Here is a 26,192-nt window from a genome sequence, read left to right on the forward strand (position 1 = left end):
AGGACGACAGTCCGGAGCTGAAGCAGTTGCTGCGGACGTTGGCGACTGAGACCGAAGCCCACCGCGGCATGGTGCGTCAGGCCTGGGAAAACGAGCGGCGCTGAATCCCGCAGGGCTCACAAGCCGGATCGGTTTCTTGGGCGAATCCGCGTGCGCAGAGCAGACGTGTCGCGCGTCTATCGAGGTTCGTGCATTAGGTAAGGACACAAGAGACGGCGGGGCACCTCCCAAACGAACCTCGTCCGGAAGAGTCTACGTGTATTACCCGCGCTGCGGTAATACACGAGACTCCATAGGTGCTGGATGTACTCTGCGCGGCCGGTTGACGCCTTCTCGTCGCTCTGATAGGATGAGGACAGTCGGCTGGGTGTGCTTCATTCCCCGTGTCTGACCACTCCGCTCACAGCCGACTCGGCCGCCAGGAGGTCGCCTTATCGTGCAGTATCGAGAGTACGGCAAGACCGGAAAGAAAGTCTCCGCCCTCGGCTACGGCGCCATGCGCCTGCCGTTCGAAGAACCCGAGGAGTCCGTCGCCCTCTTGCGCCTCGGCATGGATCTCGGCATCAACTACATTGACACCGCCTTCGGCTACGGCGGGGAGGGGCGAAGCGAGAAGTACATCGGCGAGGCGATCAAAGGCCGGCGCGACCAGGTGTACATCGCGACGAAGAATCCGCTTCAGGATGAGACGCCGGAGGGCTGGTGGCAGCGGCTGGAGACAAGCCTGGAGCGGCTGCAAACCGATTATATAGACATCTACAAGGTGGTCCATGGCCTGCGGTGGGAAGTGTACACGCGCGTTTATGAGCCCACGCTGCACGAGCTGGCGCTCAAGGCGCGCGACCAGGGCATGATACGCCACCTCGCATTCTCGTGCCACGACGCGCCGGAAAACATGATCAAGCTGATCGATACCGGCGTCTTCGACGGGATGCTTCTCCAGTACAACCTGCTGGATCGCCGCAACGAGGAGGCGATCGCCCACGCTCACGAGAAGGGCATGGCAGTAGAGATCATGGGGCCGGTAGGCGGTGGCCGCCTCGGCCTTGCGTCTGAGCGCATGCAGTCGGTGCTCCCGGGCGCGAGCAGCACCCCCGAGATCGCGTTGCGGTTCGTCCTGGCGAATCCCAATGTAACCATCGCTTTCTCCGGCATGGGAACTCGCGAGCAGGTCGAGGAGAACTGCGCCGTCGCCTCGCGGGAGGGCCCGCTCTCCGAGCAGGAGCTGCAGGCGATCGAGCAGGCCTTGGAGGAAAACAAGCGCTTGTCCGATCTCTACTGCACCGGCTGCGAGTACTGTCTGCCGTGCGCGGAGGGCGTCGCCATTCCCGACATCTTTGCCGCGATGAACTACCACCGCGTCTGGGGTCTCACGGAATACGGCAAGCACCTCTACGGCAGATTGGGCCCCGACAACAAGCACGGCAAGCTGAACGCCACGGCCTGCGTTGAATGCGGCGAGTGCGAAGAGAAGTGTCCGCAGGACATCGAGATCATCAGGCAACTCAAGGAAAGCCACGAGGCGCTGAGCTAGACGACGTGCAAGTCGTCGCGCCCGGCTCGGCCTGACGGGTCGCCGCGTCCCTCGGTGTGCTGCCGCGCTGGCGGTCGTCGCAACGGCGAACCCGGCCATTCGAATCCCGCTGCTGATGCCAGCTGCGATCCGCGCGCAGCACGCGAGAGGCGACACGTGATAGTCCGCACCTCGCTTTGGCCTGCCGTCACCTCTCTCCTTTCACCTCTAAGGTTTAGAGCCGCCCCCTGACCCATCGCCGGCCTGCCCGTAAGCTCTGTGACCTCGTGTGCCGGATCGCGCCGTTTGAGCGCTTCACGCGCACACCTCGGACTGTACCATCATCGCAGCGTCACGAGCAAGCCGTTAGGATTGAGCGCGGACAGTATCCATGTCAGTGGTTTCTGCGCGGGCGGATGACTTCGGCGAGCCGAGTGGAACATCGCCTGATGACATGGCGTCTAATCCTACAGAAACAGTCCTACGTCCCGCCGCGACCAAGCGGAGGAGTTTGCTCCCGTGAGGAGGAGCCCCGCGGGCGGTGTGAATCATGTTTGACACGGACATATGGCATTGGAATAGGGACGAGAGAGGTCAATCCCGATGTATCCGTCCATGAGAATGAGCGCCCTCATAATCCTCGGTTTCGTGCCCCTTCTGGCGTGGCAGAGCGAGGCGGGCTTGCGCAAGAACGATTCGAGCGGCAGCTGCAAACCCAGGCCAGATGGCCCCTATGTGACTTACTACGAAACAGGAGAGAAGTGGGCTGAGGGATGCTACAGGAACGGCAAGCTGGAGGGGCTGTTCACGAACTGGTTCAGGAATGGCCGGATGATGAACCAGTGTGTCTATGTGAACGGGAAGCGGCACGGCCTTTTTCTTTCGTGGCGCTACAGCGGTACCAGGCACGAGCAGGGACAGTATAGACACGGCATCAAGACCGGTATGTGGACGACGTGGGACGAGTGCGGGCGCAAGAGGAGTGCCGTGGAGTGGGCAGACGATCAACGGAATGGCGATGCGACCTTCTGGTACGACAACGGGACCGTGTTCAAGACCGGACATTTCAGAGACGGGACGGAGACAGGCTTGTGGACCACCCGGGATACGGACGGCGTGAAGCTCTCAGAGGCGGTATGGAGGGATGGGTGTCTTCATGGCTTGGCCATAAACTGGTGGAAGAACGGCAAGAAGAGAGGCGAAGGCTCCTACAAAGAAAAGAGGAAGCACGGAACGTGGCTGGAGTGGGATCAGAACGGCGTTCTGAGAGTGGTGCAGGACTACTGGGATGGGACGCTCCATGGGCACCGAACCGTATGGAATAGCGACGGGAACAGATGGCGGGAATTCACATACGCTAACGGCCAGCTCAATGGGGAATTCCTTGAGTGGCACGAGAACGGCGAGTTGAAGGGCAGCGGACTATACAGAGATGGCTACCGGCACGGCAGATGGCCGGAGTGGGACGACGAGGGGACACTCATTGAAGAGCGCTTCTACGCACACGGTGACCCTATTGCATGCCCAATTCCCGACGACATTTGACTCCGACAATGAAGTAGGCCCTGTATCCCCGAATTCCCGTCCAGCCCAGCGTTGCACGGGATGCGCGTGAGGTCTCGGTCGTTGTGTTCCTGCCCCTGAATCTCGACTGGCCCTGCGCATCTTGCGGTACTGCTCGTGCCTAGCCAAGACGCCCTCAGCACTGCCGCGCTGTTGGCCGAGCTATCGAGGTCCGTGCATTAGGGAATGACGCCAGGGAGGACGGAGCCTCTCCCAAACGAACCTCGTCCGGAAGAGTCTGCGGGTATTGCCGGTGCTACCGTGATACCCGAGACTCTACAACATCTCCTCTCGGTGGGCGAAACGAGTGCTCGCCACCACGACACGGGTGACACCTTGCCGGGCGCATGCCTCAGGAGCCGCTTCGCTGGAGCGATGGAGGAGGGCGCCCCCGCTCCATGGAAAGACGACTTCCGGGAAATGAGTCCTGGCGGGGGCCGCGAGCGTACGCGCGACAGCGCAGTCGAGGAGGTCGAAATGAAGCGACTCCAAGTCATCCCGGAGGAGGGGTTCAACCTCTACGGCGCTCTGACGAAACGGGAAGTCGAACACCGGCGTCGAGCGAGGGGCACTTTCTATCGGAGCGGAGCGAAGAAGAAGGACCAGGCAACATGGGCGCACGACCGCTACGTGGGACGAATCAAGCTCCAGCGCGGGATGGGGGAGATCGTCCTCGCGGAAGTGCGCACCAAGGCTGACCCGGAGCAGGAGTCCAGGCTACTCGGCGCGCTCCTTGGCTTTCTGGATCGGCACTTCCGAGAACACGTCGCGGCGATCAACATCCAGTTCGCGGAGTAGAGTTCCGCCGCTCGGCCGCGCTGCACACCACTGAGGCCGTGAGTGTGTCACTGCGGCGCGGCCTTGGCGATCGGGGCGACAGGAAGCGCCGCCGCAACGACGAACCGCCCATGCGACGCCCCACAAGGAGGCCTGCCGTGAGTTCAATCGAAGAACAGACCAAGCACGCGACGCTGCTGGAACGCTACGAGGAAGCGATGAGCGATTTGTACAAGGAATACGCGGGGCAGTATGCGGGCTACGAAAGCCACTGGCGGCGGCTCGCCGAGGACGAGATCCAGCACGCGGATTGGGTACGCACGCTCCGCAAGAGAATCGAGGACGGCTCGGTGCGGCTGAGCCCGGAGCACATGGTCACCACCGCCCAGATCATCAATGCGCTCGACCGCGCGGCGGCGGAAATCGCTCGCGCTCAGGAGGGCAACACGTCTCTTGCGACGGCCGTCGCCGTCGCTTCGCAACTTGAACGGGATATGCTCGAGCGAAACTGGTTCAGGTTCTACGATACGGATTCGGATGACCTAAAGCGGGTGTTCGGGTCTCTCGCCGGCGAGACGGCGAAACACGTCGATGCGCTGAAGAAGCTCTCCGATCAAGTGGGGGGTCAGGGGCAATGACCGGGACCCCCGCGGCGACAGCGGCGATGCCCTCGCGGTAACGGCCATCATGCGGAGAACCGTGCAGGCCGCGCCTTCAACAATCAGGCGCGGCCTGCTGACTTGAGACTAGTGCCCCGGCGACGGTGAAGCCTTACTGACGCGGGATCAGCACGATGTCGTCCTGTCCCTGGAACGCCTCCCCACCGTAGGTCTCCCCGGTCACTACCGCATATCCGTCCTGCAACTGACCTGGATCGAGATCCTGCACCTCGACCTGAACCAGCAAGTCGAGCATCCCGTCGTCGTCAACGTCTTCGAAATGCGCCATATACCTGCCGGACTTGCCCCTCATTGCAACGCCAGCGCCCGCGACCTCCACCGTGCTCGGATCAACCAGCGTTGCGTCGAAACCCTCCGCGGAGAGGACCGCCACCGGCAGCACTCCCCGCGCGCGCAGGTTGATGGGGTTCACCTCGCTCCCAGGCTTGACGTCAACGCCCACGACGGTGACGCCCGACCACTCGGTCATATCAAGTGAATCGAAGTAGACCACGTTACCCATATAGGGGTCCGTGAAGTCGTCATTGCTCGGGCAGCTCACGCCCCACTGGTCGAGCACGACGGCCCCGAAGGGCAAGCAGAAGAATTCCTTGGGCGTGATCTCCACGTCCGAGCCGACCGGCACGCCGTTGACCCACAAATCGGCGGTCAGCGTTTCGTAGTTCAGGTCCGCGCGAACCGCGCACCACGTGCCCGGCGTGTAGCTGCAGAGATGCTCCCAGCGCACGCCGTAGAACGACACCAGGCCACTGCGCGAGTCGACCTGGAACGCGTTCCACATGAAGGTGTGGTTGAAGTACGCCTTCATGTAACCGACCAGACCGACGCGCCCCAATGCCGCATCGAGGTACACTGCCCCCTCATAACTGACCCGGTCCGGAAGTTCGTCCAGCCGGACATACTCCATGCGCGGCATGAACGGCCGGCTCTGGAGACGGAAGGACTGCCAATCGGCGTACGCCTCCTCGTCGGACACGTACGCGCTGACTCCGGTGCGGAGAGGAATCCATCCGTTGGCTGTGGGATGGGCTCCCGCAGGGATGTTTTCGAAGCCATCCCCAAAAGGCAATACTACGGCCGACGCGCTCCCCGTTAGCCCCACCACTGCCGCAATCGCTAACACCCACCAGGGCCTTGCTGTGCGCCCTTTCATCGCTCGCACCTCCCTCGCTTCTACAGGCGGCAGGGCGGCATCGCGAAACCCGGTCACCGTGCGGCAATCGTTGGGACGGGCCGCCTCGTGTGCAACCGGCCGGTTCCCGTTGGGGCAAATTGGCCCGCGGCCTACGTGGCGGGCTGCGGCTCCCCCGACGACCCCCAAGCACACGTCCTCTACATATCATGTTCCGTGATTTGGCCTGATTTTGATGTGCTTTGTGCCCTTTCCGTGAGCCCGGGGCCGACGCGGGGCCCGCGTCCCGCAGCCCCCCGCCCGCTAGAGAGGGATCGTGGCGGAATTATGGGGACAATGCGCTCCAGCTCAGGCCAGAAGCGGCGGCCGTCACGCAGCCGTATCCTTGACGTGTTTCCGGGGACATGCTATTCTCACACCAGAGAATGCGATCATGCCGCTTGAGGCAGGCGAGAATTCGAGCGGGCCGCCGCACGTTCCGGCGGCCCGCGTCGGTAACGCGAAGGCGGTGGACACCAAGCTGACGGTGATCATGCCCGTGTACAACGAGCGCGACACCGTGGCGGACATAGTCGAGCGCGTGCTCCGCGTGCCGATCGTCAAGGAACTCATCATCGTTGACGATGGCTCCACTGACGGTACCTCGGAGGTCCTCGACCAGTTAGCGGGCGGCGACGTGCGAGTGATCCACCAGCCGCAGAACATGGGCAAGGGGATGGCGATACGCCGCGCGCTCGTGGAGGCTGGCGGCGACGTCGTCATCATCCAGGACGCCGACGGGGAATACGACCCCGCGGAGTACCCGGACCTGGTGGCGCCGATCGTCAGCGGCGACACGGCGGTCGTGTACGGCTCCCGTTTCCGCGGCACCGTGGAGAACATGAGGTGGCCGAACTACCTGATCAACCGCCTCCTGGCGTGGATGGTACGGGTTCTCTACGGCGCCCCGCTGACCGACGAGGCGACGTGCTACAAGGTGTTCCGTACCGATGTGATGAAATCAATTCCCCTCGACTGCAAGGGATTTGAATTCTGCCCGGAGATCACGGCGAAGCTGCTCAAGCGCGGATATCGGATCCAGGAAGTGCCGATAACCTATCGCGGCCGCAGCAAGCGCGAAGGCAAGAAGATCAACTGGAAAGATGGCGTCAGAGCGATTTGGTCGCTGGTGAAGTATCGCTTTGTCGGTTAACCCGATTGCCGACGGCTCCGACGAGCGTCCCAGCGTCATGAGTAACCGAGAGCAGCAGCGTCCGGCGGACGCGAATACGGTGTGGCCGACCCGCGAGAGGTCTGGACAATGTGGGTCAGCCGTGATGAGGAGGATGTAGATTGCCCAGGATCAAATCGGCGAAGAAGCAGCTACGCAAGTCGCGCCAGCAGCGGCTGCGCAATCAGGCAACGCGCTCCCGCGTGAAGACAGCGGTCCGCACCACCCGGGCCGCGATTGACGGCGGCGCTGCCGAGGGTGGGACCTTGGTGCGCGACGCGTGTCGCACCATCGACAAGGCGACCGCCAAGGGGGCGCTTCACAAGAGCGCTGCCGCGCGGTCAAAATCGCGCCTCATGAAGCGCGCGAACAAAGCAACTGCCTAGCCTGCGTTGTTCATACGTATCGAAGGTCGGCGGCATACTCCTCGCGTCACCCGCACTCGCTGCTCGCGGATGATGCATGACCGCGAGACCGGCACTGTGCACGAGACCTAAACTCGTCATCAACAATCAGGCCTCGATCGCGTCCGACCGGGCGCCGGTTTCGTCAGTCGCCAGCGGCGCTCGCAGCGACGTGTCCGCAGCGCGGCCCAGCGCGTTCGACGGCGCCGCGTCAGTCCCCGATGCGGCGCACGAACATCAGCAGCCCGAGGATGATGATTCCGACGGCTGAGATCCAGAACAGCACCTTCCACAGTGTGTCCTGGCCTTCCCGGAACACGCCCGCAGGGAGAGGCTGCATACCCTTCAGGTACTTCCGCAGCCGCTCTGTGCCCTCGGCCCCGATCTCACCACCGGAGACGGCGATGACCTCGCTCGTCGCCGCCTGAAGCTCGTGCAGGATCTTGCGGCTATCCTCCACGCGCGACCAGTCGGGGTCGCGAGCGATGAAGTCGAAGCGCTTGACCCACTGCTTCTGAGAATCGAGCCGGCTTTCCGCTTTCTCAAGGCGGTCGAGAATCGCTTGCGGGTCGTTCTCCCGCGCCGCCCCGCGGATGTCGACGGCGACTGCCTTCTCCGCCGCCCACCCGGACATCACTGTCCAGTACGCGCCGGTGAAACCGGCGATGATCACCAGGAGCACGAACCATCTGCCCACGTTCGAACCTCCTTCTGCCGCAGTCCGCTCGCCGCGCGGGGGATCGTGTGTCATCGCACGTGCAGCCCTGGGCAGGTCGAGCACAGAGCCCCCGTCTGGAAGAGCTTTGGGCACCCTCCTGGAATCCCCAAATCCCTAGAGCACCGGCAATTCCCGCGGCTTGGAAGCGTGCGTCAGCATTCGGCATCCGTTCTGAGTGACGACCACGAGGTCCTCCAGGCGAACCCCTCCAGTCTCTACTATATATATTCCAGGCTCGACGGTTACTGTCATATCGGCGACCAGGGATGTCTCCTCAGCGCGCGTCAGTCGCGGCAACTCGTGAGACTCCAACCCCACGCCGTGCCCCAGGCCGTGCCCGAAGTGTTCGCCAAACCCCGCCTCTTCGATGACCGAGCGCGCCGTGTGGTCAAGCGCCGCACAGGCCGCGCCCGCCTTGACCGCACCCAATCCCGTGTGCTGCGCTTGCCAACACGCGGCGTAGATCTCGCGCTGCCGCTCCGTCGCGCTGCCGACTGCGACTGTGCGCGTGATGTCGGCGCCGTAGCCCTGCCACCGAGCGCCTGCGTCCACGACTACCATGTCGCCAACCACGAGTTCGCGCGCTCCCGGCTCGGCGTGGCATTGCGCCGAGCGCGGCCCGGAGGCAACGATCGGAGGGAACGCAAGATCCGCTCCCGCCTCCTTCTTGATGTAGTCCTCGGCCGCCAGGGCCAGCTCGCGTTCGCTGACCCCAGGCCGCATCAAGGACAGGACTCGCTCGACAGCCGCGTCCGATATCGCCGCCGCGCGCTCGATGCACGATAGCTCGTCCGGCTCCTTGACCGCCCGCATCTGCTCAATCAGTCCGTTGACCGGCACCAGGGCGATACCGTTGAGCTCCGCCGCGAGCTGTGCATGAGTCTGATACGTGAGGTGCGCGGACTCGAAGGCGACCGCCTGACGGCCCAACCCGCGGATGGCGCGCGCGACATCCTGCACCCACTTCCGGATCTCCACGAACTGGAACCCGGGAGCCTGCTCGGCGGCCTGAAAGCGATAGCGGAAATCGCTGATGAGGAGCGCCTCTGCGTCGTCCACGAGAAGCGCGCCGTACGAGCCCGTGAAACCGCTGAGGTACCGGATGTTGGCGGTTCCGGAGATGAGGACGGCTTGCGCCTCGATTTCCGTTAATGCCGACCTGAGGCGCTGAACACGCTGCAAATGGCGGGTCATATCAGGCTGTCTTGGACGAGTGCTTTGGCCGCGCGCAGCGCCAGCAGGTAGCCCTCGGCGCCGAACCCGACGATCTGCCCGACGGTCGCCGGGGCGGTGACGGAGACGCGCCGGAATTCCTCGCGCGCATGGATATTGGTCAGGTGCACCTCGATGGCGGGCACGCGCACCGCCTGGAGCGCGTCGCGTACGGCGATGCTGTAGTGGGTCAGCGCCGCGGGGTTGATGACGATGGCTTGCGCCCAGTCCATGCAGTCGTGAATGGCCCCGATGACGTCGCCTTCGTGATCGGATTGCGTAATCCGCAACTCGAGGCCCAGTTCCTGGGCGGCTTGCCGGATACGCTCGTTGAGCTGTTCCAGCGTGATGGCGCCGTAGATATCCGGTTCGCGCTTGCCGAGCAGGCCCAGATTGGGTCCGTGAATCACCGCGACTTTGACCATGGCGCACCTCGCCGGCTCCCCCGGGCGGACGCGCCCTCGCGCCTCGCCCGGGCAATGAGATTATTCGCTTTCGTCAACTCGCATCCCGCGCCTGATGCTCCCGCAGGGCGCGGGCGATGAAATCATCCATCACACTGCCGCAGATCTGTTGCGGGATCGCCGCCGCCTCCTCCCGCAAGCGCTCGACACTCCTGCGCGCGGTGGGCGAGGGGTTGAGCAACATACGCACGCAGGCCGCGCCTGCCCGGCCGTAGGCCGCCAGCTTGTCGAGGTACGGCCGCGTTTCCTCGAGCAGCCACGGGTTTCCCAGAGCGGACGCGAGTTCCCGCTTTAGTCCGCGCATGCGCGTGAAATGCCGCCGCAGCTCGCGCGCGGCGTTGCCGGGCTTGCCCGCCGACGATTCCTTCCAGAACGCGGCGACGGCGGCGCTCAGGCTAGCCGAGTCCTTGGCGTAGAGAAACGAACTCATGCAGTTCTCGGCGAGACAGCGCAGCGGCGCGTAGCCGCGCGGTCCGCCCTGCTGCATCAGCGCCGCTTCCCACGACGGTTCGGGGCGATAGGCCTCCGAGTTCCACAGGTAATCGGCAATGGTGGCGAGCGGGATCTTGGACGCCTCGCCCTCGTTCATCGGGTTGGCTATGACCCCCGCTGCGTGCTCGTGCAGATCGCCGCTGCGGCTGCGAATCGGCCCCATCAACAGGCGGTTGCGGTTGTAATCGTTGACCGGGTAGTTGTCCCAGATCAGCGGCGGCCGGCCGATCGCGGCACCGTAGGCATCGGCGTCCGCTCCGCCGATGTCCGGCGTGCACACCTGCTCCCCGGTCCAGAAGATAAGCACCTCCTTGCGCATGCCCTCCGCGATCGCGCGCAGGTAAGGAGTGCGCTTCGTCCCCGTGTAGTCGGTGGGGCAGAAGATGAGCTGCGATTCCGGCGCGGCCTTATCCAGGTAATCCCGCAGGCGGTTGGTGATGTGGGCGTGCGCTTCCCCGAGCGAGGAGAACGCGCGCTTGTCCTGCGCATGATGCAGCTCGGACGGGATATCGTCCAGGCACAGCGCGAAGGAGTCCACGCCCATCTCGCGCATCGCATCAACCTTGCGGCACAGCGCGGTGAAGTCGGCCCGCGACGAGTAGCGCATGCTGAGGCCGGGGCTGATGGCGAAGCAGAAGCGGATGCCGTGGCGCGCCGCCGCGTCCACCAGTTGGCGGAACTCGCGCAGCGCCTTCCCCGTGTACGGCTCGCGCCACTTCTCCCGGTGGTACGGGTCGTCCTTCGGCGCGTAGACGTACAGATTGAACTTGTAGAGTTCGAAGAAGTCAAGCAGCCGTAGGCGCTCCTGGTGGCTCCACGGCGGGCCGTAGAACCCCTCGATGACTCCGCGCAGCTCGAATGACGGGCGATCCGCGAGTGACACCTGGCGCAGGGCCGGCTTCTCCCCGCGCTGCACGATGAGCTGCCGCAGCGTCGCGAACCCGTGGCGCAGGCCTTCGCGCGCCTGCGCCGCCAGCACCACGACCACCTTGCCGTCCCGCCGCGCCGTCACCAGCCCGTAGCCCTGCGGCCCGAGCGCCGCCAGGTCCATCCGCAGGCCGTCGCACAGATCCCAGCAATGGGCTACCCTGGAGTCGCTGCGCGGGTCGCCCGCGGCGATGAGCATCGAGTACCGCCCCGCGGCCTCCAGCGTCGCCACCGCCGGCACTCGCGGCACGCCGAGTTCCCGCAGCAGCGCGCGCAAGCCCTCGGCGGCGCTCCGCCCGCCCTCATCCGAGGGCAGCAGCACCGCCGCCTCGGTGACGGTTGTGGTGCGCCCGACCTTGAACAGCTTGCGCGGCGTAGGCAGAATCCCGAGCTGCCTCTCTTTGCCACCCAGCACCTGTCGCAGACGCCCGAGAGTGGCAGGCGCGATACCCCGCCCTGGCAGCACGATTAGTCGTCCCCTTTCGTCAATGGGTTAAGCGTTGTCGGCTTTCGCAAACGCACCCGCTCACGATGACAGGATCCGCGCTTGCTCTCATCAGCGCAGCATGACCGGCTCGTCGCACAGGACTCCGGGACCGATCGCACTGCTGCGAGTACGTGTTGCGACCAACGTCCGACAGCCGCACTATTTCACCGTCGCCGCGCCTCGTCCTGCAAAGATCCGCGCAGGATCGCGCGTGTCCACAGCCATACGGTCATCACGTGACTGCAATTGAGCAGCGCCCTGGACTCATTCATCAGCCCGCCGCGCCATCGTCGACGCCCGGCTCATCCTCGACATCGCGCACAAGCGCGACCTCGTCGCAGTCCGGGAAGTGGACGCAGCGGATGCACTCCGACCAGATCTTCTGCGGCAATTCGCTTTTCTCGATGCGGCCGAACCCGAACGCCTCGAAGAACTCCGGGATGTACGTGAGGACAAACGCGCGCTTCACGCCGACGCGCCCCGCGTCCTCCAGGCAGGCTTCGAGCAACTTGCGCCCCCAGCCCTGCCCTCGGCGATCCTCGCGCACCGCCATGCACTTGACCTCCGCGAGGTCTTCCCACGTCACATGGCACGCCGCACAGCCGACGAGGCCGCCGTCATCTTCGACCACGAAAAAGTCGCGCAGGTTATCGTACAACTCGCTCAGCGAGCGCGGCAGCATCTGCCCGCGGTCGGCGTACGTCTTGATCAGACGTTGGATCTCCGCGACGTCCGCGGCCCGCGCTCGGCGCAGTCTCGTTTTCATCGCCGCCCATTCTAGCACAGCCCCGCGCCGCCGACAACTGCATCCTCCGCCACGCGGTGGCGACACACCCGGCCCATGTCATTCCGAGCGTCAGCGCGGAATCTCGGCGCCGCACTGCAGACACATGTGGTGCCCGAATCGCCCGCCTCCGAGTCGGCTCCCTGAAGCAGGACGCGGTGACTCGCACCGAAGCCAAGTCGAACAGCCGCAGCCGTTATGGAGTGCGGCGATGCATCGCCGCTTTGATCCAGTGCCGCGGGTTCGAAAGCGGACGTAGACTCCTGCACGCCGCACGGATGATCCGGCCCGCCGGAAGGACATCGCACAAACGCCTCCGAAAGCCTCAACAAGTGCGGTGGGGGTAGTGTATTCCTCGACGGTTACGGCATCAACTCGTGGCCCGCGCGCGACGGAGTGCGCCGGGCAGCCCGAGGGGTGGGCAGGTGCCGAAGAAGAGCGCGAGGTCGCGCAGGAGTGCCACCGCGCGAGGTGGCGCTTCGCGGAAGACGTCGAGTCAGGAACACGGCGCTGCGCGCGCGCCGCAGTTGCGCGCGTCCGAGTGCCACGTCCATCGTCTCCCCGCCACCGGACCGCTCCTCCTGCACATCCCCGCCACCCGCCTCATCGCCGTCGCTCCCGCCCTCGCCGACCACCCGACCGACAAGCTGCAGGATAGCCGAAACGCCGGGCGTGCTGCGACCGCTGATCTCCGACGTACGGATTGGGTTCCGTTCCGATCCGCGAGTGCGCTGGAGGAAGTCGTTCTCAGCCTGCCCGAAAAGCACCGCGTCTTCGTGCCGCAGGCGCTGCAGGATCAACTCGGCGCGCCGCGGATCGAGGCCGTGGAAATCGAGCCGCGGGTGGTGGCGCCGGGCGGCAGCGTCCGCAGCCGCGTCGCCGTGCGCGCACGCCGGCCGCTGGCAATGGTTACCATGTACGACTCAGGCGGGGGTGTCAGGACTCTGGATGCGGCGTCTGCGACAGAAAGCGACTGGCCGCAGACCGTGTAGTTCGTAAGTGAGGAGCAGCTGAGGGCTGACGCGCTGGCAGGGAAGTCCTGGGTAGGCATCGCCGCGCTGGACTCCGCGGGCGCGCTGGGTCGAACGTTGACGCAGGTGGAGATCGGTTCTCCGGATGTCTCGGGCGGCGAGGACCGCGACCAAGGACTGTGATGAAACACAGCCTGGGCCAAGCACTGAGCGCGAAGCGCCAACACCGACGCCGTCGGGCGTTATGGTTGGCTCTGGTTGCCCTCGTCTGCGTCGGTGCCGCCTGCTACGTCGCATGGGTTGCGACGGGTCCAACGCGGCATGCAGGTAGTCGTGTTCGGGAATTCCGGCAAGCACAGCGTGTGATCCTGGCCGAGGCAAATGAGGATCCGTACTCGCGTCCGGATGTCGCGCCCTACTATGAGATCATCCGCACTCTGTCGGAGGCCCAGGTGCGAGAACTCGTGAGAACGGGGGAGCTCTCCGTCCAAGACCTGACGATGGCGCAGCGCAGCCTTTGGGTCAGCAGCCTCGAGCGGGTGCCCGACAACGTGCGCCGATTGAAGGGATACCGCGAGCCTTTGCGCATCCGATATCTAGCACCGGGTCATCAATGGCGGACCAAGCCTGCGGTCACCTTCGATCATCTTCCGTACGATGACGGACCACCACGCGGTTGGGAGATGGGGCTGGTCACTATGCCGAGGGAAGGAACAGTACAGTGACGCGACAGCACTGGCCAGTCGCGACCTCGGTCAAAGAACACGCGGCTCGTTGTGGGCGCCGCCCGCCGGTATCAGACATGCGAGCTAGGTTGAGGTACAGACGCAGACCCAGGGCTACGCCGGGATTCACGCTGATAGAGCTCACGGCGGTTATCGCACTGTGCGTAGCTCTGGCGGCCGTCGTCACGGCAACTTACCTGCACGTTCGAGGCAAGTCGCACCAGAGCGCCTGTGTCGCGAACTTGCGACAGCTCGGCACGGCGTTCCGCCTCTACGCGAACGACCACGAGGGCTTGAGCCCGCCGTATTTCACGGAGTGTGATGTCGGCGGTCCGGAGGCCGCGACGTACGCCGACGGCGCACTCTTCGAGCTTATGAGACCTTACGGTGCAGCGGCGGAGACGTGGCTCTGTCCAGCGGATCCTTTTGCCGGCAGGACCGCTCCATATGCTAACTGCCGGGTAGACCATCGCTTGACGAGCTACGTTGCGTTGTGCGGGTGGACCGGCCAGGACATACTGTCGCCACCGGAGTGGGCGGTATTCGAGTCGGGCCCGCTGAAGGGGCTTCCACACATCCTGGCATTCGACGAACTGGCATGGCACTTCGGCGGTCGTGAGTATCTGCTGCTTGATGGTTCTGTCCAATGGGTGCGTGAACCGCGAGAAGAGCGCAGGCACAGACATCCTCTGACACGCCATTGATATGGTTCTTGGGTGAAACCGCGCGGCGACGAAGTTGACGGGTCGAGAAGATCTTCGGCGCGCATGGGCAACCATCACGCTGTCGTGCGGGCCCCCGAGCGCGACCAGCAAGTCGGGGCCTGGCACGGACCGGGCCTGAGTCCGCACGTGCGCGTCGTGGCGCGCGATTTCGTCGGCGCATTGGAGCGCCCGTTGGCAACTTCATCCGCGCGTCTCCGGGTCAATCCGCGGTCGATCCTCTTTCCCGGTCGCCGTCACAGTCTACCGCATATTCAAGAACGCCTTGAACTCCTCGGAATCGTGTGCAACGGCGGCGGCGACGTCGGGATTCACCTGCTTGGACGTCACCAGCGCCTTGAGTGACTGGTCGAGGGTCTGCATGCCGGCTTGCCCGCCGGACTGCAGGGTCGAGGACATCTGGTGCGTCTTGCCCTCGCGGATGAGGTTGCGGATCGCCGAGGTCGCGATGAGGATCTCCTGTGCGCAGGCGCGACCGATGCCGTCAGTGCGCGGCAGCAGCGTCTGGCAGATAATGCCCTCAAGCACGGTTGAAAGCTGAAGGCGGATCTGTTCCTGCTGGTGGGGCGGGAAGACGTCAATGACGCGGTCTATCGTCTGCGATGCGCTCGTCGTGTGCAAGGTCGCGAGCACGAGGTGCCCGGTCTCGGCGGCGGTGACCGCTGCGGCAATGGTCTCGAGGTCGCGCATCTCGCCGATGAGGATGACGTCGGGGTCCTGCCGCAGCACGTGGCGTAGCGCGGCGGTGAAGGATGTCGTGTCCGCGCCCACCTCCCGCTGGATGATGATGCTCTTCTTGTTGCGGTGCAGGAATTCGATGGGATCCTCGATGGTCACGATGTGACACCGGCGCGAGCTGTTGATTTCATTTATCATCCCAGCCAGGGTGGTTGACTTACCGCTGCCCGTGGGGCCGGTGACCAGGATGAGGCCGCGCGGCCGGGTGGTCAGGCTCTTGAGCACCGGCGGCATCTTCAACTGCTCGAGCGTCGGCGGGCTCATCGGAATCGCGCGCAGCACGGCGCCCACCGAGCCGCGCTGCTTGTGTACGTTGACGCGGAAGCGCGACAGCCCGGCCACGCTGTACGCGAAGTCCAGCTCGTGCGTCCTTTCAAACTCGATGATGCGCTCGTCGGTGAGAATGGCGTATGCGGTTTCCTGCATCTTCGTCGGCGTCAGCTCGGCGTATTTGAGCGGCTCCAGATCGCCGTCAACGCGAATCACCGGCGGGCTGCCGACGCACTGGTGGAGATCCGAGCCGCGGCGCTCCATGAGAATCTCCAGCAACTCGTCAACGTGCAGCACCTCCGGCAGCTCCGTCGGCGTGTCCTGTGCTACCCCGGCGATACCCTTCTGCTCCTGGGCGACTTTCGCGTGTACGCGCTCGATGGCCTCGGTCAGCTCCCGCTCGCCGGCGACCATGATCTCCAGGCGACACCCCGTTGCCTCCTTGAGGCGGGCGATCGCGTCGCCGTCCACGGGGTTGGCCATGGCGACGTAGAGAATGCTGTCCGAGCGCGACAGCGGTAGTGCCAACAGCTTGTGGCACCTCTCGGCGCTGACGGACGTCGCCGTGGCCAGGTCAATCGGGTAGCTTGCCATGTCCACGGGTTGAACAGCGAGTGCACGCGCGAGACAGGTCACGAGCTGCGGGCTCTTCACAGCGCCCATCTCGATCAGGACGCCTCCAAGCCACTTGTCGCTGGCCTTGTGACGCTCGATCGCCTGATCCACGGTCTCGGGATCGACGAGCCCTGCGGCGACAACGATCTCCGCCAGTCGCAGGTATGGGGGTTGCTGCTGGTTTGATGTCTCCGTCACGGGAGCGGTCTCCTTTCGGTGTTGGTGATGGGTGTCACAGACGCAATACCGGAGCGTCGCCGCGCCAAGGCGGGAGCGCCGGATAAGATGCCTACGGTGTCTGCTCGTCCTGATCTGCCTCGTCGCTCTGCAGGCCAAGGCGGAAGGCTTCCTCCGCGCTGGTAACGCCTGCCCGGACTTTGGCCGCGAGGTTGTCGCGCATGGGGATCATGCCGCTCTCGACGGCGGCCAGCTGAATCGTGTTCGATGCCTGGCGGCCAACGACGAGACGCCGGATGGGCTCGGCGACAATCAGCAATTCATACACGGCAGTGCGGCCCGAGTAACCGGTGTCCGCGCAGCGGCGGCAGCCCTTGGCGCGGTACAGCACCTGCGGCACCTCGCTGTCGGCGGCGAACTGGCGCGCCACGTCCTCCGGCGGCGTGAACTCGTCTTTGCAGTGCGGGCAGAGCGTGCGCACCAGTCGCTGCGCCAGCACCCCGAGCACCGACGACGCGACCAGGTACGGCTCGACTTCCATATCGATCAGTCGCGTCAAGGCGCCCGCCGCGTCGTTGGTGTGGAATGAACTCAGGACGCGATGCCCGGTGAGCGCCGCCTGCACCGCCAGCTTGGCGGTCTCCGAGTCGCGGATCTCGCCGACCATGACGATGTCCGGGTCGTGGCGCACGATGTAGCGCAGGGCGTTGGCGAAGGTGAAGCCGATCTTCGGCTTGACCTGTAACTGGTTGATCTGCCCGACCTCGTACTCCACCGGGTCCTCGACGGTGATGATGTGCTGGCGCGGCACCTCCATTTTCAGCTCCAGGAGCGTCGCGTAGAGCGTGGTCGTCTTGCCGCTGCCGGTCGGGCCGGTCATCAGCACCATACCGTGAGGCTTCTTGGTCAAGCCCCGATATGCGGCGAGGTCCGATTCGGTGAACCCGAGACTATTTAGGTCCTGCAGGGACGTCGTCTTGTCGAGCACGCGGATCGCGACGCTCTCGCCGGTGACGGTGGGGATGGTCGAGATGCGCAGGTCGCACAAGCGCTTGCCGGCCTTGAGGCGCGCCCGGCCGTCGAGCGGCAGGCGGTGCTCGGTGATGTCCATGTCGCCGAGGATCTTGATGCGCGAGACGACCGCGGCGAGCGCCTCGCGCGATATGTCCAACTGGTGCTGGAGCACGCCGTCAATCCGATAGTACACCTCGACGCGCTCCTGCTGCGGCACGATGTGAATGTCGCTCGCCTTGCGCTCGATCGCCTGCGCCAGAAAGCGGTTGACGAAAGCGACGACGGAGGTCTCCGAGCTGAGTTGTGCGAGGTCGTGGAATTCCTGCTCGACTGACGAGTAAGACGTGGTCTCGGCGGAGATGCGCTCGACGATATCGCTCAGAACGTCGCCGCCGTAGTGAGTCTCGATGGCCTTGTGGATCGCCTCGACCTGGGTGATGACCTCGCGTATGTTGAGTCCGGTGATGGCGCGGACGCGATCGAGCGCCTCGATGTCGAAGGGATCGGAGATGGCGAGCGTGAGCGTGTTCTGCTCGCGCCGAACCGGGAACACGCCGTAACGACGCGCCACGTCTTCGGGAATCAAGCGCAGCACCGCCGGATCGACGGTGAAGTCGTCGAGGGAGATGTAGGGCAAGCCGAGCTGCAGCGACAGCGCGAACCCGAGGGCTTCGGAGTTGACCGCGCCGCTCTCGACCAGAATCTGGCCGAGCCGCTTGCCGCGCTCCTTCTGCTGCGACACCAATGCTTGGGCCAACTGCTCCTCGGTAATGAGTTGCGCGGCGACGAGGATATCGCCGAGGCGCTGGTTTGCGAGCTTCTTCCGCACCTCCGCGGACAGCCCGTTGTCGTCCTCATCGTGCAGCGGTTGAACGCTGACCTCGGTCGCTGCCGCGACCGTCTCCTCGTCGTTTCGCGAAGCCATGACCTCGCTCTCCTTTACTCCCGGCTCGCCTCATACGGGCGACGCAGGAAACGACCGTGTCGCTGCCTGCGCCGCGCGCTGCAATCGTATGGAAAGGCGCGCTCGCTGCGGCGGACGAGCGCCTGCTGTGGATCAGTACACGCGCTCCCAAGACACCTGTTGGTATTGGGGCTTATCCTCTCCGGGGAGCCCCAGGTCGCCCCAGACATCGTCGTACTCGACCGTGATCGCGCCATTGCTCGTCACGACGTCGGCACAGATGGCGCCTTTGATGTAGGGATTTCCGCTCAGGGTGATGTCGGCATCCACGTTATGCGCGTAGACGAGACCCTCCACGGTCGCGCCGCCGACGATACTCACGGAGCGGGGACTCATCAGCACCAGCGCGAAATCATCCGAGCCTTCCTCACCGGTGATCGCCTCGACGTTCCCGGTCACTCTGATCTTGCCGGCGGCCACGATGATCCCGCGGCCGCGGTAGCTGCCGGCGAGCTTGACGTCGCCGGTGACATACGTAATGCCGTCGAGGTCGAATTCGCCGCCGTTGATGCTCAGGTTGCCGTTGATGACCGTGGTCGCGTTGGCCTGATACCAATTGAGGTCTATCACCGGCATCGGGATCGGGGCGATGTTCTGGTACACGTTGGTGCCCGGCACCTGCGGCGGCACCCAATTCGTCGTCCCGGTGGTATAGATGTGACCGGTGTTGGACATCGTGAACGACGTGCCGTCGAAGGTGATGTCGCCGTTGGCGTAGATGTCTCCGCCGTCGCCGCTCTCATCCGGGATAACCGATCCGGCGCCGTTCAGCGTCATCGGGCTGTTGGAGAAAATCGCGCCGCGGAAGACCCGGCTGACGTCGGTCATGGCTTTCGCGATGACTTGCACCTGAGCCTGGACGTTGTGGGAAGTCGTGCCCGTCGCCTGGATACGCAAGGCATCGGCTACGCCGCCGTAGTTCGTGCTGACGTGAACATAGCAGGTTCCGCGAGGCATCGTGAACGTTTTCTGATACTGCCCCGAGCTCTGGAGCTGGCTGCCGATGCTGCCGTAGTCCTCGTAGAGCATGCAGATCACCATGTCCACGCCCGACTCGGCCAACGATACGGCTGACATGTCGTCGCGCGCATTCTTGGCTGTGTACAACGCATTGATCGTCCGCCCGATGAAGGACGTGCCCAGGATCAACATCACGACCAACCCGAGTATCGCCATGACGAAGGTCGCGCCGCGCTCGTCGCGCAATCTGCTCGCTGTATTCAACATCTCCTCGCACCTCACAGTGGGCGGGCGTGCGCCGTTTGGCGTCAGTTGGCCGCCGCGCCCAGTCGACACAGCGTCGGCACGCGCTGAGGCGGCATCATCACACTGTCCCTGGCGGCAGGAACATGGCTCGCGTTTGCGTCAGTGATTCCGAAAACAGATTTCGCTCACCATAGTCGAGCTAGCGACCTCACGTCCCGCGTGCTCCTGCACCGTGATCGTCATCTCCACGGAGCGCAGCCGGGTCACGTCAGGCCAGTAGATGAACATCGGCTTGGGCGCACCGGCCGGGGACGGGTTGTCAACGAGGTTATCCGCAATCACGTACTTCTTGCCCGCGCTGCCGTCGGCATGATACGCGGCGCGCCACAGCTTGGTGCCGGCGGGGTCCATCCCGCCGGCATCGTTGCCGCGGTAGTAGTACACCAGGTCGCCCGGCACCAGGTAGAGTTCGCCGCCGCCGGTGAGTTCGACCCGGTTGTAATGGGTGCTGTCGGTCGCGTTCCACGCCTCAGCAGGCACGCGCATGGCCACTGCCGTCGTGTCGTACGGGGCCGGTGCGGGGATAACCGCGATCGCGTGCTGAAAGTCGGGGAGCATGCGGCTGATCGCCCACGAAGCCTTGCGCTCCGCGGAGTTCGCCGGTTCGCCGCGGCGATACGCGCGCGCCGCGGCCATGAAGATGGTCGCAACGGAAACGACGATGATGCCGAACACGACGCATACCGTGAGCGCCTCGGCCAACGTGAAACCGTTGCGGCGGCGGCACGACTTAGCCCGTCCAGCGACGTTGGTGCTGTTCATGGTCGGTTCGCGAGCAGGGTGCTGGCAAACACAGCGCCCTGGGTTCGCTTACCTCCTCCCCACGCGAGGGTGACTGATAGCCGCTTGAGGTTCGGATAGATCCCGGCGCCCGAGTCGTAGTAGCGGATCTCCAGCGAGCCGGTGCTCGCCGGCAGCAGCGGCTCGGCAAAAGAAACGATGCCCGTGAGATCGGGGTTGCTCTCCGTGATCGAGTAGCCGTCAGCGGGCTTGAAGATGTCGGTGTGAATGAGCGCTCCACTGTAGCCTGCGCTGCGCATTCGTTCCAGTTCCTGGCGCGCGCGGTTGGTCGCGATCTGAATGCGCTCAGCCTTGATGTCGGATATGATGCCGGCTACGAAAAGCGTGCTCAGAGCCACCAGCCCGATCGCCAGAATGACGATCGTGACGAGGAGCTCAATGAGGGTGAAGCCTGACCTGCGGTTGATCATTATTCGCCTCCCTCGCTGGGAGCGGCAGGTCCCGATAGAAGTGCAATGGATACGGGTAGCCATCGTCGCGCGCGGACCCCGCCGCCTCGGCGATCCGCGCAGAATGTTATGCACTGGGTCGGGGGTGGGCGGCATCTGACCGCCCAGTCCCCCGCGCAGTGCAAATCATCACTTACCAGGCACTGTAGTTCGTGCCGTCTAGCGCCGTCAGAGTCGAGGCGCTGTGCACATCGCCGGTGGCGGCCGTGTACGTCCAGTCGGCAGCACCCGTGAACGGGTCGGCCGGCAGGCCTCCGTCAGGCGTACGCAGATAGGGGCCCTTCCATGCCGTGACGTCCAGAGCAATGCCACTGCCGCCTGTTGCGCCCGCCGCCGGAGCCGTCATCAGCTGCGCCAAAGCCGACGGATAGTCGCCGCAGTCCGCCTCAAACTGCTGGATCGCGTTGCGGAGCTGCTGCAGGTCACCGCGCAAAGCCGACTCCTTGGCCTTTCTGCCCGCACCCAGGAGCCGCGGAATCACGATCATCGCCAGAATGCTGATCACCACGATCACGATCAGCATTTCGATCAAGGTGAAACCTCGGCTGTTCTTCTTGACCATTCTGCTCATCATCTCTCGCACTCACCTCCTTGTAGGGAGCAACCTGACAACTGATACTTAGGAAGACGTTCACCAGTTGGCTCTGCTGCCTGTACGACTTTGCCCCTTGGCGTCAGATCTGGCTGGTTCCCGTTCCCTCCGTAGCTATTATTCCACAACCCGCGCGCAGTTCTGAGATGCGTGGTACAACTGCTTGGCGATCCTTTCCCGGCGGGCGAGTGCGCACCCCGAACAGCGGTTCCCCTGCAGCCCGTAGCCGGGAGCGCTCATGGTAGCGAAGGGGCGCGGGGTCGCCAATCGTCGGCGGGGGGCGATACAGAGAGCGGAAACTCGCCGGAAAGCCAAGCGGAGTGATACCGGCGCCCTGCGGACGCTGTAGGCTCGCGACCGCTCCAGGGCCTCTCCGGTGGGACTCGGTCTCAGCGCTGGCGCGCGCCGCGCGGCGCCCGCTCGACCGCCCCCCCGCCCGCCTCCAAGGCTTGCTTGACGGCGCGCCGGGCGCCCTCGATGAGTTGCTCCGCAGTGCGTCCGTCCGAGGGATAAACGGCGAAGCCGGCCACCAGTCGCAGATCGCCGTCTGCGCGTTCCTGCGAGCTTGCCGCCGCTGCCGGGATCGCCTGGACCAGGCGCTCGCCGAGCACTCGTGCTTCGCGGCCCGTCTGTGGCAGCAGCAGCGCGAACGCGGTTCGAGTGTGGCGGGCAAGCACGTCAACCTGGCGGATTGAGCGACGGAGCAGGTTGGCGAGCTGCGCGGAGGCCTCGGCCTCGGCGGCCCGTTCCGGCGCCTCGAGGATCAACACCGCGAAGGTCTGAGGATAGCGCCGGGCCCGTTCGATCTCCTGGCGCACCCGTTCCTCGAAGTATGGCGCGCAGGCGAGGCCGGTCGCGGGATCCGCCGGCCCCAGGGCGGGCTCGGCTGCGGGGCGCGGGGCGGTCTCCGTCTCCGCGGTCGCTTCGAGGGCCTTGGCGTGCGCCTCGAATGTCGCGCGCAGCTTGTTGAGCGCGCCGCGCAGAAGGTAGGAGGCGTAGTTGACCGAGATCCCCATACGCCGGGCGATCTCGGTTTGGTTGAGATCGTGATAGAAGAAATACCGCACCACCTTGCGCTCGAGGTCCTTGAGCTTCTGCGTCGCCTCCTGGAGCACGATCTTGTCCTCGACCGGGAGGTGGAGGGTGGAGTGGCGCGAGGTGCGGATCTTGTCGACGTCAACCGTCGGTCCTGCGTACTCGTCATCGCTCCCGCTTGGCGCGTCGAGGGAGGCAACCTTGGAACGATCGCGGGCGTTCAAGATCTCCTGCACGCCTTCCGGCGTCATGCTCAGGCGCTCGGCGATCTCATCCACGGTCGGATCGCGCTTGAGTTTGTGGCGCAGAGCGTCGGCGGCTTTGGTGATCTTGCCGCTCAGCTCCTGCACCCATGCGGGCTGGCGGATGATGCGGCCGCGATCGCGCAGACAGTGACGGATGTGCCCGGTGACGAGGTGGGTGGCATACGTCGAGAACTTGATGCCGCGCCTGACATCGTACATATCCACGGCGTTGAGGAGCCCCATCGTGCCCTCTTGCACCAGGTCCTCGTAGGGTTCCCCCATGCCGACGAACTTCTTCGCAACGGCTTGCACCACGTACATGTGCTGCGCCACGATCTCGTCGCGCAGGCGCAGGTCCTTGCTTTCGCCGTAGCGTCGAAAGAGGTGCTGAACGCTGTCGGTCTCGGGTTGAGAGATACCGGTCATGTCGGGCAGACGCGCCGTTGTTCCAGACCGCCGACGTGCTCTGGCTTTCGTCCGCGCGGCCTTAACAACTCCACGGCTCCTCGCCATTGCTTAGCCTCTTCTCTGCGCCGCGCCGATCTCCTGCCGCGGCAAGTCCGGGGAACCGCCGGGGCTCGGCCGGCGGTTCCTCCGGGCATTTCTCGCGCAGTCCCACCGGCGCCGCGCGCTATTGTATGGAGCCGACCAGTTGATAGATCGGCGAGATCACCGACACCGCGATGAAGCCGACGATCACGCCCAGGCCGACGATCATCAGCGGCTCGATGAGGGAGGTCAAGCCCTTGAGCGTGGCGTCCACTTCCTGGTCGTAGAAGTCCGCGACCTTGGCCAGCATCTGGTCGAGTCGTCCCGTCTCTTCGCCGACCCCGATCATCTGCACCACCATGACCGGGAAGATCTTGCTCCCCATCAGGGGCGTCGAGATCTCCTCGCCCTCCTTGACGCTCGCGCGCGCCTGAGTGATGGTTTGGGAGACGACGATGTTGCCCGCCGTGTCGGACACGATCTCGAGCGCTCGCAGCACGGGCACGCCGCTTGAGATGAGCGTGCCGAAGGTGCGGGCGAAGCGCGAGATAGCCGTCTTCATGAACAGATCGCCCATCACGGGTATCTTGAGCTTGACCAGGTCTACCTGGTACTTACCGCGCTCGGTGCGGGCGTAGAGCTTGTAGGCGACGACGGCGGCCGCCCCCCCGAGGACGAAGACGAACCAGTAATGCGTGGCGAACCCCGAGAACCCGAGCAGGGCGCGGGTCGCTAACGGCAACTCCAGGTTCATGCTCTCGAAGATGGTCTTGAACTTCGGCAGCACGAAGAAGAGCAGAGCCAGGAGCATGAGCATGGCGAAGATGAACACGACCGACGGGTACATCATGGCCGACTTGATCTTGTTGCGCACCTCCTGCTCTTTCTCGAGGAAGGTCGCCAGTCGGTCGAGCACCTTGTCCAGAATGCCGCCGGCCTCCGCCGAGCGAATCATGTTGATGTAGAGGCCGGAGAAGACGCGCGGATGCTTGCCCACCGCGTCGGTCAGGCTCGCGCCCGACGCCACGTCGTGCTTGGTCTGGCCGATGATGTCCTTGAGCTTGGGATCCTTGCACTGTTGCTGCAGGATGTCCAGGCACTTGACCACGCTCAAGCCGGCGTCAATCATGGTTGCGAACTGCCGGCTGAACAGCACCAGCTCGCGCAGCTTCACCCGCTGTATGCTGTTGAACCAATCCACGAAGCCGCGCCGTTGACGCGTCTCCGCGATGCTCAGCACGTGGTAGTTCAACTCGCTGAGCTTGTTGCGGACGGCGTCCGTGCTCTCGGCTTCCAGAGTGCCGGTGGTCGTGCGTCCACCGGTGTCCATGGCGTCATATCTGAAGATCGGCATTCTCTACCTCCTGCCGTCGGTGCCGCTCGGTCGCGGCCGCCTCGTCGCGCCGCCGACCCGCAGCGGGTGACGTCTCACGTCCCTCGCATCCAGCGATTGAAGTTGTCCATATCCAGCGCCCGCGACGCTCCCTCCTCGTGCGAGATGAGGCCGCGGCGGCACAGGCTCGCGAGCGCCTTGTCCATCGTCTGCATGCCCTGCTCGGCTCCGGTCTCCATCAGCGAGTAGATCTGGTGCGTCTTGCCTTCGCGAATCAGGTAGCGCACCCCGGAGTTGACGACCAGCATCTCCACTGAGGGCACGCGGCCCTGGCCGCCGTATTTGGTCAGCAACTGCTGGGCGATGATTGCCTCGAGCGTGTTGGCGAGCAGTACTCGCACTTGCTCCTGCTGGTGCGGCGGGAACACGTCAATCATGCGGTCGATCGCCTGCGGCGCGTTGCGCGTGTGCAGCGTCGCCAGCACCAGGTGTCCGGTCTCCGCGATCGTGAGCGCCGCCTGAATCGCGTCGAGGTCGCGCATCTCGCCGACCAGCACCACGTCCGGATCCTCGCGCAGCACCGCCCGCAACGCATCGCCCCAGTTGAACGTGTCGCTGCCCAGCTCGCGCTGGTTGACCATCGCCCGCCGATGCCGGTGCAGGTACTCGATCGGATCCTCGATGGTCATGATGTGGCACTCGCGCGTGCGGTTGATGTAATTGATCATGCACGCCAGGGTGGTGGACTTGCCGCACCCCGTGGGGCCCGTCACCAGGATCAGGCCGCTCGTACGCTGCGCCAGCTCGTTGAGCACGGACGCCGGCAGGTTCAAGTCCTCCATGCCCGGGATGGTGCTGGGGATGAGTCGCAGTGCCGCGCCGACCGCGCCGCGCTGCATGTAGACGTTGACCCGGAAGCGGCCGAGGTTGCTCACCCCGTAGGACAGGTCGAGTTCGTGGCGACTCTCGAAATCGGTTATCTGGCGGTCGGTGAGCAAGTCATACACCAACCGCTGGCACTCGTTCGGGCTGAGCGGATCGTAATCCATTGGCTGCAAGCGCCCGTCTATGCGCAGCAGCGGGGGGAGGCCGGCGGTGACGTGGATATCGGACGCCCGGCGGCTCACCGCTTCTTCCATCAACTCGTGCATCGTTGCGTTTTCGATTAGGGCTGGCATGCCCGCATTCCCTCCTACTTACGATCCGCGCCCCGGTCGAGGCGGCGATCATCTAGAGCTGTGGAAGCGATCTAGGCGTAGATTACGCGCAGCGCTTCCTCCATCGTCGTGATGCCCTCCAGGATCTTCTGCATCGCATCCTGGCGCAGCGTTATCATTCCTGAATCGAGCGCCTCCTGGCGAATCGAGTGAGCCGGTGTCTTGCGCAGGACGAGTTCGCGGATGCTGTCGTTAATAGCCATGAG

Annotated in this window: 24 protein-coding genes; 9 read left to right on the forward strand and 15 right to left on the reverse strand. The window is 64.6% G+C overall.

Annotated features, from left to right (window positions below; translation table 11 throughout):
- Nucleotides 1–436 precede the first annotated feature (436 nt).
- From JSV65_15490 to JSV65_15505, 4 genes are all read left to right on the forward strand, one after another.
- Nucleotides 437–1,534, forward strand: a complete 1,098-nt coding sequence (locus tag JSV65_15490; GenBank protein UCH33943.1) for an aldo/keto reductase — start codon at nt 437–439, stop codon at nt 1,532–1,534.
- Between the two features lie 594 nt (nt 1,535–2,128).
- Nucleotides 2,129–3,058 carry a hypothetical protein gene (locus JSV65_15495; GenBank protein ID UCH33944.1) on the forward strand — a complete coding sequence of 310 codons (930 nt, stop codon included), beginning with the start codon at nt 2,129–2,131 and terminating at the stop codon, nt 3,056–3,058.
- Between the two features lie 495 nt (nt 3,059–3,553).
- Entirely contained in the window at nt 3,554–3,874 is a 321-nt protein-coding gene (locus JSV65_15500; GenBank protein UCH33945.1) for a hypothetical protein, read from the forward strand.
- A gap of 137 nt (nt 3,875–4,011) precedes the next feature.
- Nucleotides 4,012–4,491, forward strand: a complete 480-nt coding sequence (locus JSV65_15505) for a hypothetical protein (GenBank protein UCH33946.1) — start codon at nt 4,012–4,014, stop codon at nt 4,489–4,491.
- Between the two features lie 133 nt (nt 4,492–4,624).
- Here JSV65_15505 and JSV65_15510 read toward each other — a convergent pair whose 3' ends face one another.
- Complete coding sequence (locus JSV65_15510) at nt 4,625–5,686, reverse strand: hypothetical protein (GenBank protein ID UCH33947.1); 1,062 nt, start codon at nt 5,684–5,686, stop codon at nt 4,625–4,627.
- Between the two features lie 412 nt (nt 5,687–6,098).
- Here JSV65_15510 and JSV65_15515 point away from each other — a divergent pair, with 412 nt between their 5' ends.
- Together JSV65_15515 and rpsT are read left to right on the forward strand one after the other, a co-directional pair.
- The gene (locus JSV65_15515; GenBank protein ID UCH33948.1) at nt 6,099–6,857 is read left to right on the forward strand and encodes a glycosyltransferase family 2 protein; all 759 of its coding nucleotides are present in this window, start codon (nt 6,099–6,101) and stop codon (nt 6,855–6,857) included.
- Between the two features lie 140 nt (nt 6,858–6,997).
- Nucleotides 6,998–7,261: a 30S ribosomal protein S20 gene (rpsT, locus tag JSV65_15520; protein UCH33949.1), complete on the forward strand. Its 264-nt coding sequence runs from the start codon at nt 6,998–7,000 to the stop codon at nt 7,259–7,261.
- Nucleotides 7,262–7,490: 229 nt separating this feature from the next.
- Here rpsT and JSV65_15525 read toward each other — a convergent pair whose 3' ends face one another.
- From JSV65_15525 to JSV65_15545, 5 genes are all read right to left on the reverse strand, one after another.
- Nucleotides 7,491–7,976 carry a hypothetical protein gene (locus JSV65_15525; GenBank protein ID UCH33950.1) on the reverse strand — a complete coding sequence of 162 codons (486 nt, stop codon included), beginning with the start codon at nt 7,974–7,976 and terminating at the stop codon, nt 7,491–7,493.
- Between the two features lie 135 nt (nt 7,977–8,111).
- Complete coding sequence (locus tag JSV65_15530; GenBank protein ID UCH33951.1) at nt 8,112–9,191, reverse strand: aminopeptidase P family protein; 1,080 nt, start codon at nt 9,189–9,191, stop codon at nt 8,112–8,114.
- On the reverse strand, nt 9,188–9,634 hold the full coding sequence (gene aroQ / locus JSV65_15535) for a type II 3-dehydroquinate dehydratase (protein ID UCH33952.1): 447 nt from the start codon (nt 9,632–9,634) through the stop codon (nt 9,188–9,190). The genes JSV65_15530 and aroQ overlap by 4 nt, the downstream gene beginning before the upstream one ends.
- A 73-nt stretch (nt 9,635–9,707) precedes the next feature.
- Nucleotides 9,708–11,507, reverse strand: a complete 1,800-nt coding sequence (locus JSV65_15540) for a beta-N-acetylglucosaminidase domain-containing protein (GenBank protein UCH33953.1) — start codon at nt 11,505–11,507, stop codon at nt 9,708–9,710.
- A 343-nt stretch (nt 11,508–11,850) separates the two neighbouring features.
- On the reverse strand, nt 11,851–12,345 hold the full coding sequence (locus JSV65_15545) for an N-acetyltransferase (protein ID UCH33954.1): 495 nt from the start codon (nt 12,343–12,345) through the stop codon (nt 11,851–11,853).
- A 443-nt stretch (nt 12,346–12,788) separates the two neighbouring features.
- On the opposite strand from JSV65_15545, the gene JSV65_15550 reads away from it, so the two are divergent.
- The 3 genes from JSV65_15550 to JSV65_15560 all read left to right on the forward strand — a co-directional run bounded on the left by JSV65_15550 (nt 12,789) and on the right by JSV65_15560 (nt 14,763).
- Entirely contained in the window at nt 12,789–13,355 is a 567-nt protein-coding gene (locus JSV65_15550; GenBank protein ID UCH33955.1) for a hypothetical protein, read from the forward strand.
- A gap of 341 nt (nt 13,356–13,696) precedes the next feature.
- A complete protein-coding gene (locus JSV65_15555; GenBank protein ID UCH33956.1) occupies nt 13,697–14,059 on the forward strand; it encodes a hypothetical protein in 363 nt (120 codons plus the stop codon).
- A gap of 89 nt (nt 14,060–14,148) precedes the next feature.
- Nucleotides 14,149–14,763, forward strand: a complete 615-nt coding sequence (locus JSV65_15560) for a type II secretion system protein (GenBank protein ID UCH33957.1) — start codon at nt 14,149–14,151, stop codon at nt 14,761–14,763.
- Nucleotides 14,764–15,024: 261 nt separating this feature from the next.
- On the opposite strand, the gene JSV65_15565 is transcribed toward JSV65_15560, so the two are convergent.
- The 9 genes from JSV65_15565 to JSV65_15605 form a co-directional block, all read right to left on the reverse strand.
- Nucleotides 15,025–16,602, reverse strand: a complete 1,578-nt coding sequence (locus JSV65_15565) for a PilT/PilU family type 4a pilus ATPase (GenBank protein ID UCH33958.1) — start codon at nt 16,600–16,602, stop codon at nt 15,025–15,027.
- Nucleotides 16,603–16,693: 91 nt separating this feature from the next.
- Nucleotides 16,694–18,520: a Flp pilus assembly complex ATPase component TadA gene (gene tadA, locus JSV65_15570; protein UCH33959.1), complete on the reverse strand. Its 1,827-nt coding sequence runs from the start codon at nt 18,518–18,520 to the stop codon at nt 16,694–16,696.
- A 132-nt stretch (nt 18,521–18,652) separates the two neighbouring features.
- A complete protein-coding gene (locus JSV65_15575) occupies nt 18,653–19,786 on the reverse strand; it encodes a pilus assembly PilX N-terminal domain-containing protein (GenBank protein ID UCH33960.1) in 1,134 nt (377 codons plus the stop codon).
- A 138-nt stretch (nt 19,787–19,924) separates the two neighbouring features.
- Complete coding sequence (locus JSV65_15580) at nt 19,925–20,587, reverse strand: hypothetical protein (GenBank protein ID UCH33961.1); 663 nt, start codon at nt 20,585–20,587, stop codon at nt 19,925–19,927.
- Nucleotides 20,584–21,036 carry a prepilin-type N-terminal cleavage/methylation domain-containing protein gene (locus JSV65_15585; GenBank protein UCH33962.1) on the reverse strand — a complete coding sequence of 151 codons (453 nt, stop codon included), beginning with the start codon at nt 21,034–21,036 and terminating at the stop codon, nt 20,584–20,586. Before JSV65_15585 ends, JSV65_15580 begins: the two co-directional genes overlap by 4 nt.
- Before the next feature lie 172 nt (nt 21,037–21,208).
- The gene (locus tag JSV65_15590; protein ID UCH33963.1) at nt 21,209–21,637 is read right to left on the reverse strand and encodes a prepilin-type N-terminal cleavage/methylation domain-containing protein; all 429 of its coding nucleotides are present in this window, start codon (nt 21,635–21,637) and stop codon (nt 21,209–21,211) included.
- A gap of 419 nt (nt 21,638–22,056) precedes the next feature.
- Complete coding sequence (locus tag JSV65_15595) at nt 22,057–23,373, reverse strand: sigma-70 family RNA polymerase sigma factor (GenBank protein ID UCH33964.1); 1,317 nt, start codon at nt 23,371–23,373, stop codon at nt 22,057–22,059.
- A 205-nt stretch (nt 23,374–23,578) separates the two neighbouring features.
- Complete coding sequence (locus tag JSV65_15600; GenBank protein UCH33965.1) at nt 23,579–24,790, reverse strand: type II secretion system F family protein; 1,212 nt, start codon at nt 24,788–24,790, stop codon at nt 23,579–23,581.
- Between the two features lie 74 nt (nt 24,791–24,864).
- Nucleotides 24,865–25,947, reverse strand: a complete 1,083-nt coding sequence (locus JSV65_15605; protein ID UCH33966.1) for a type IV pilus twitching motility protein PilT — start codon at nt 25,945–25,947, stop codon at nt 24,865–24,867.
- Nucleotides 25,948–26,192 lie beyond the last annotated feature (245 nt).

Source organism: Armatimonadota bacterium (assembly GCA_020354555.1).
GTDB lineage: Bacteria > Armatimonadota > Hebobacteria.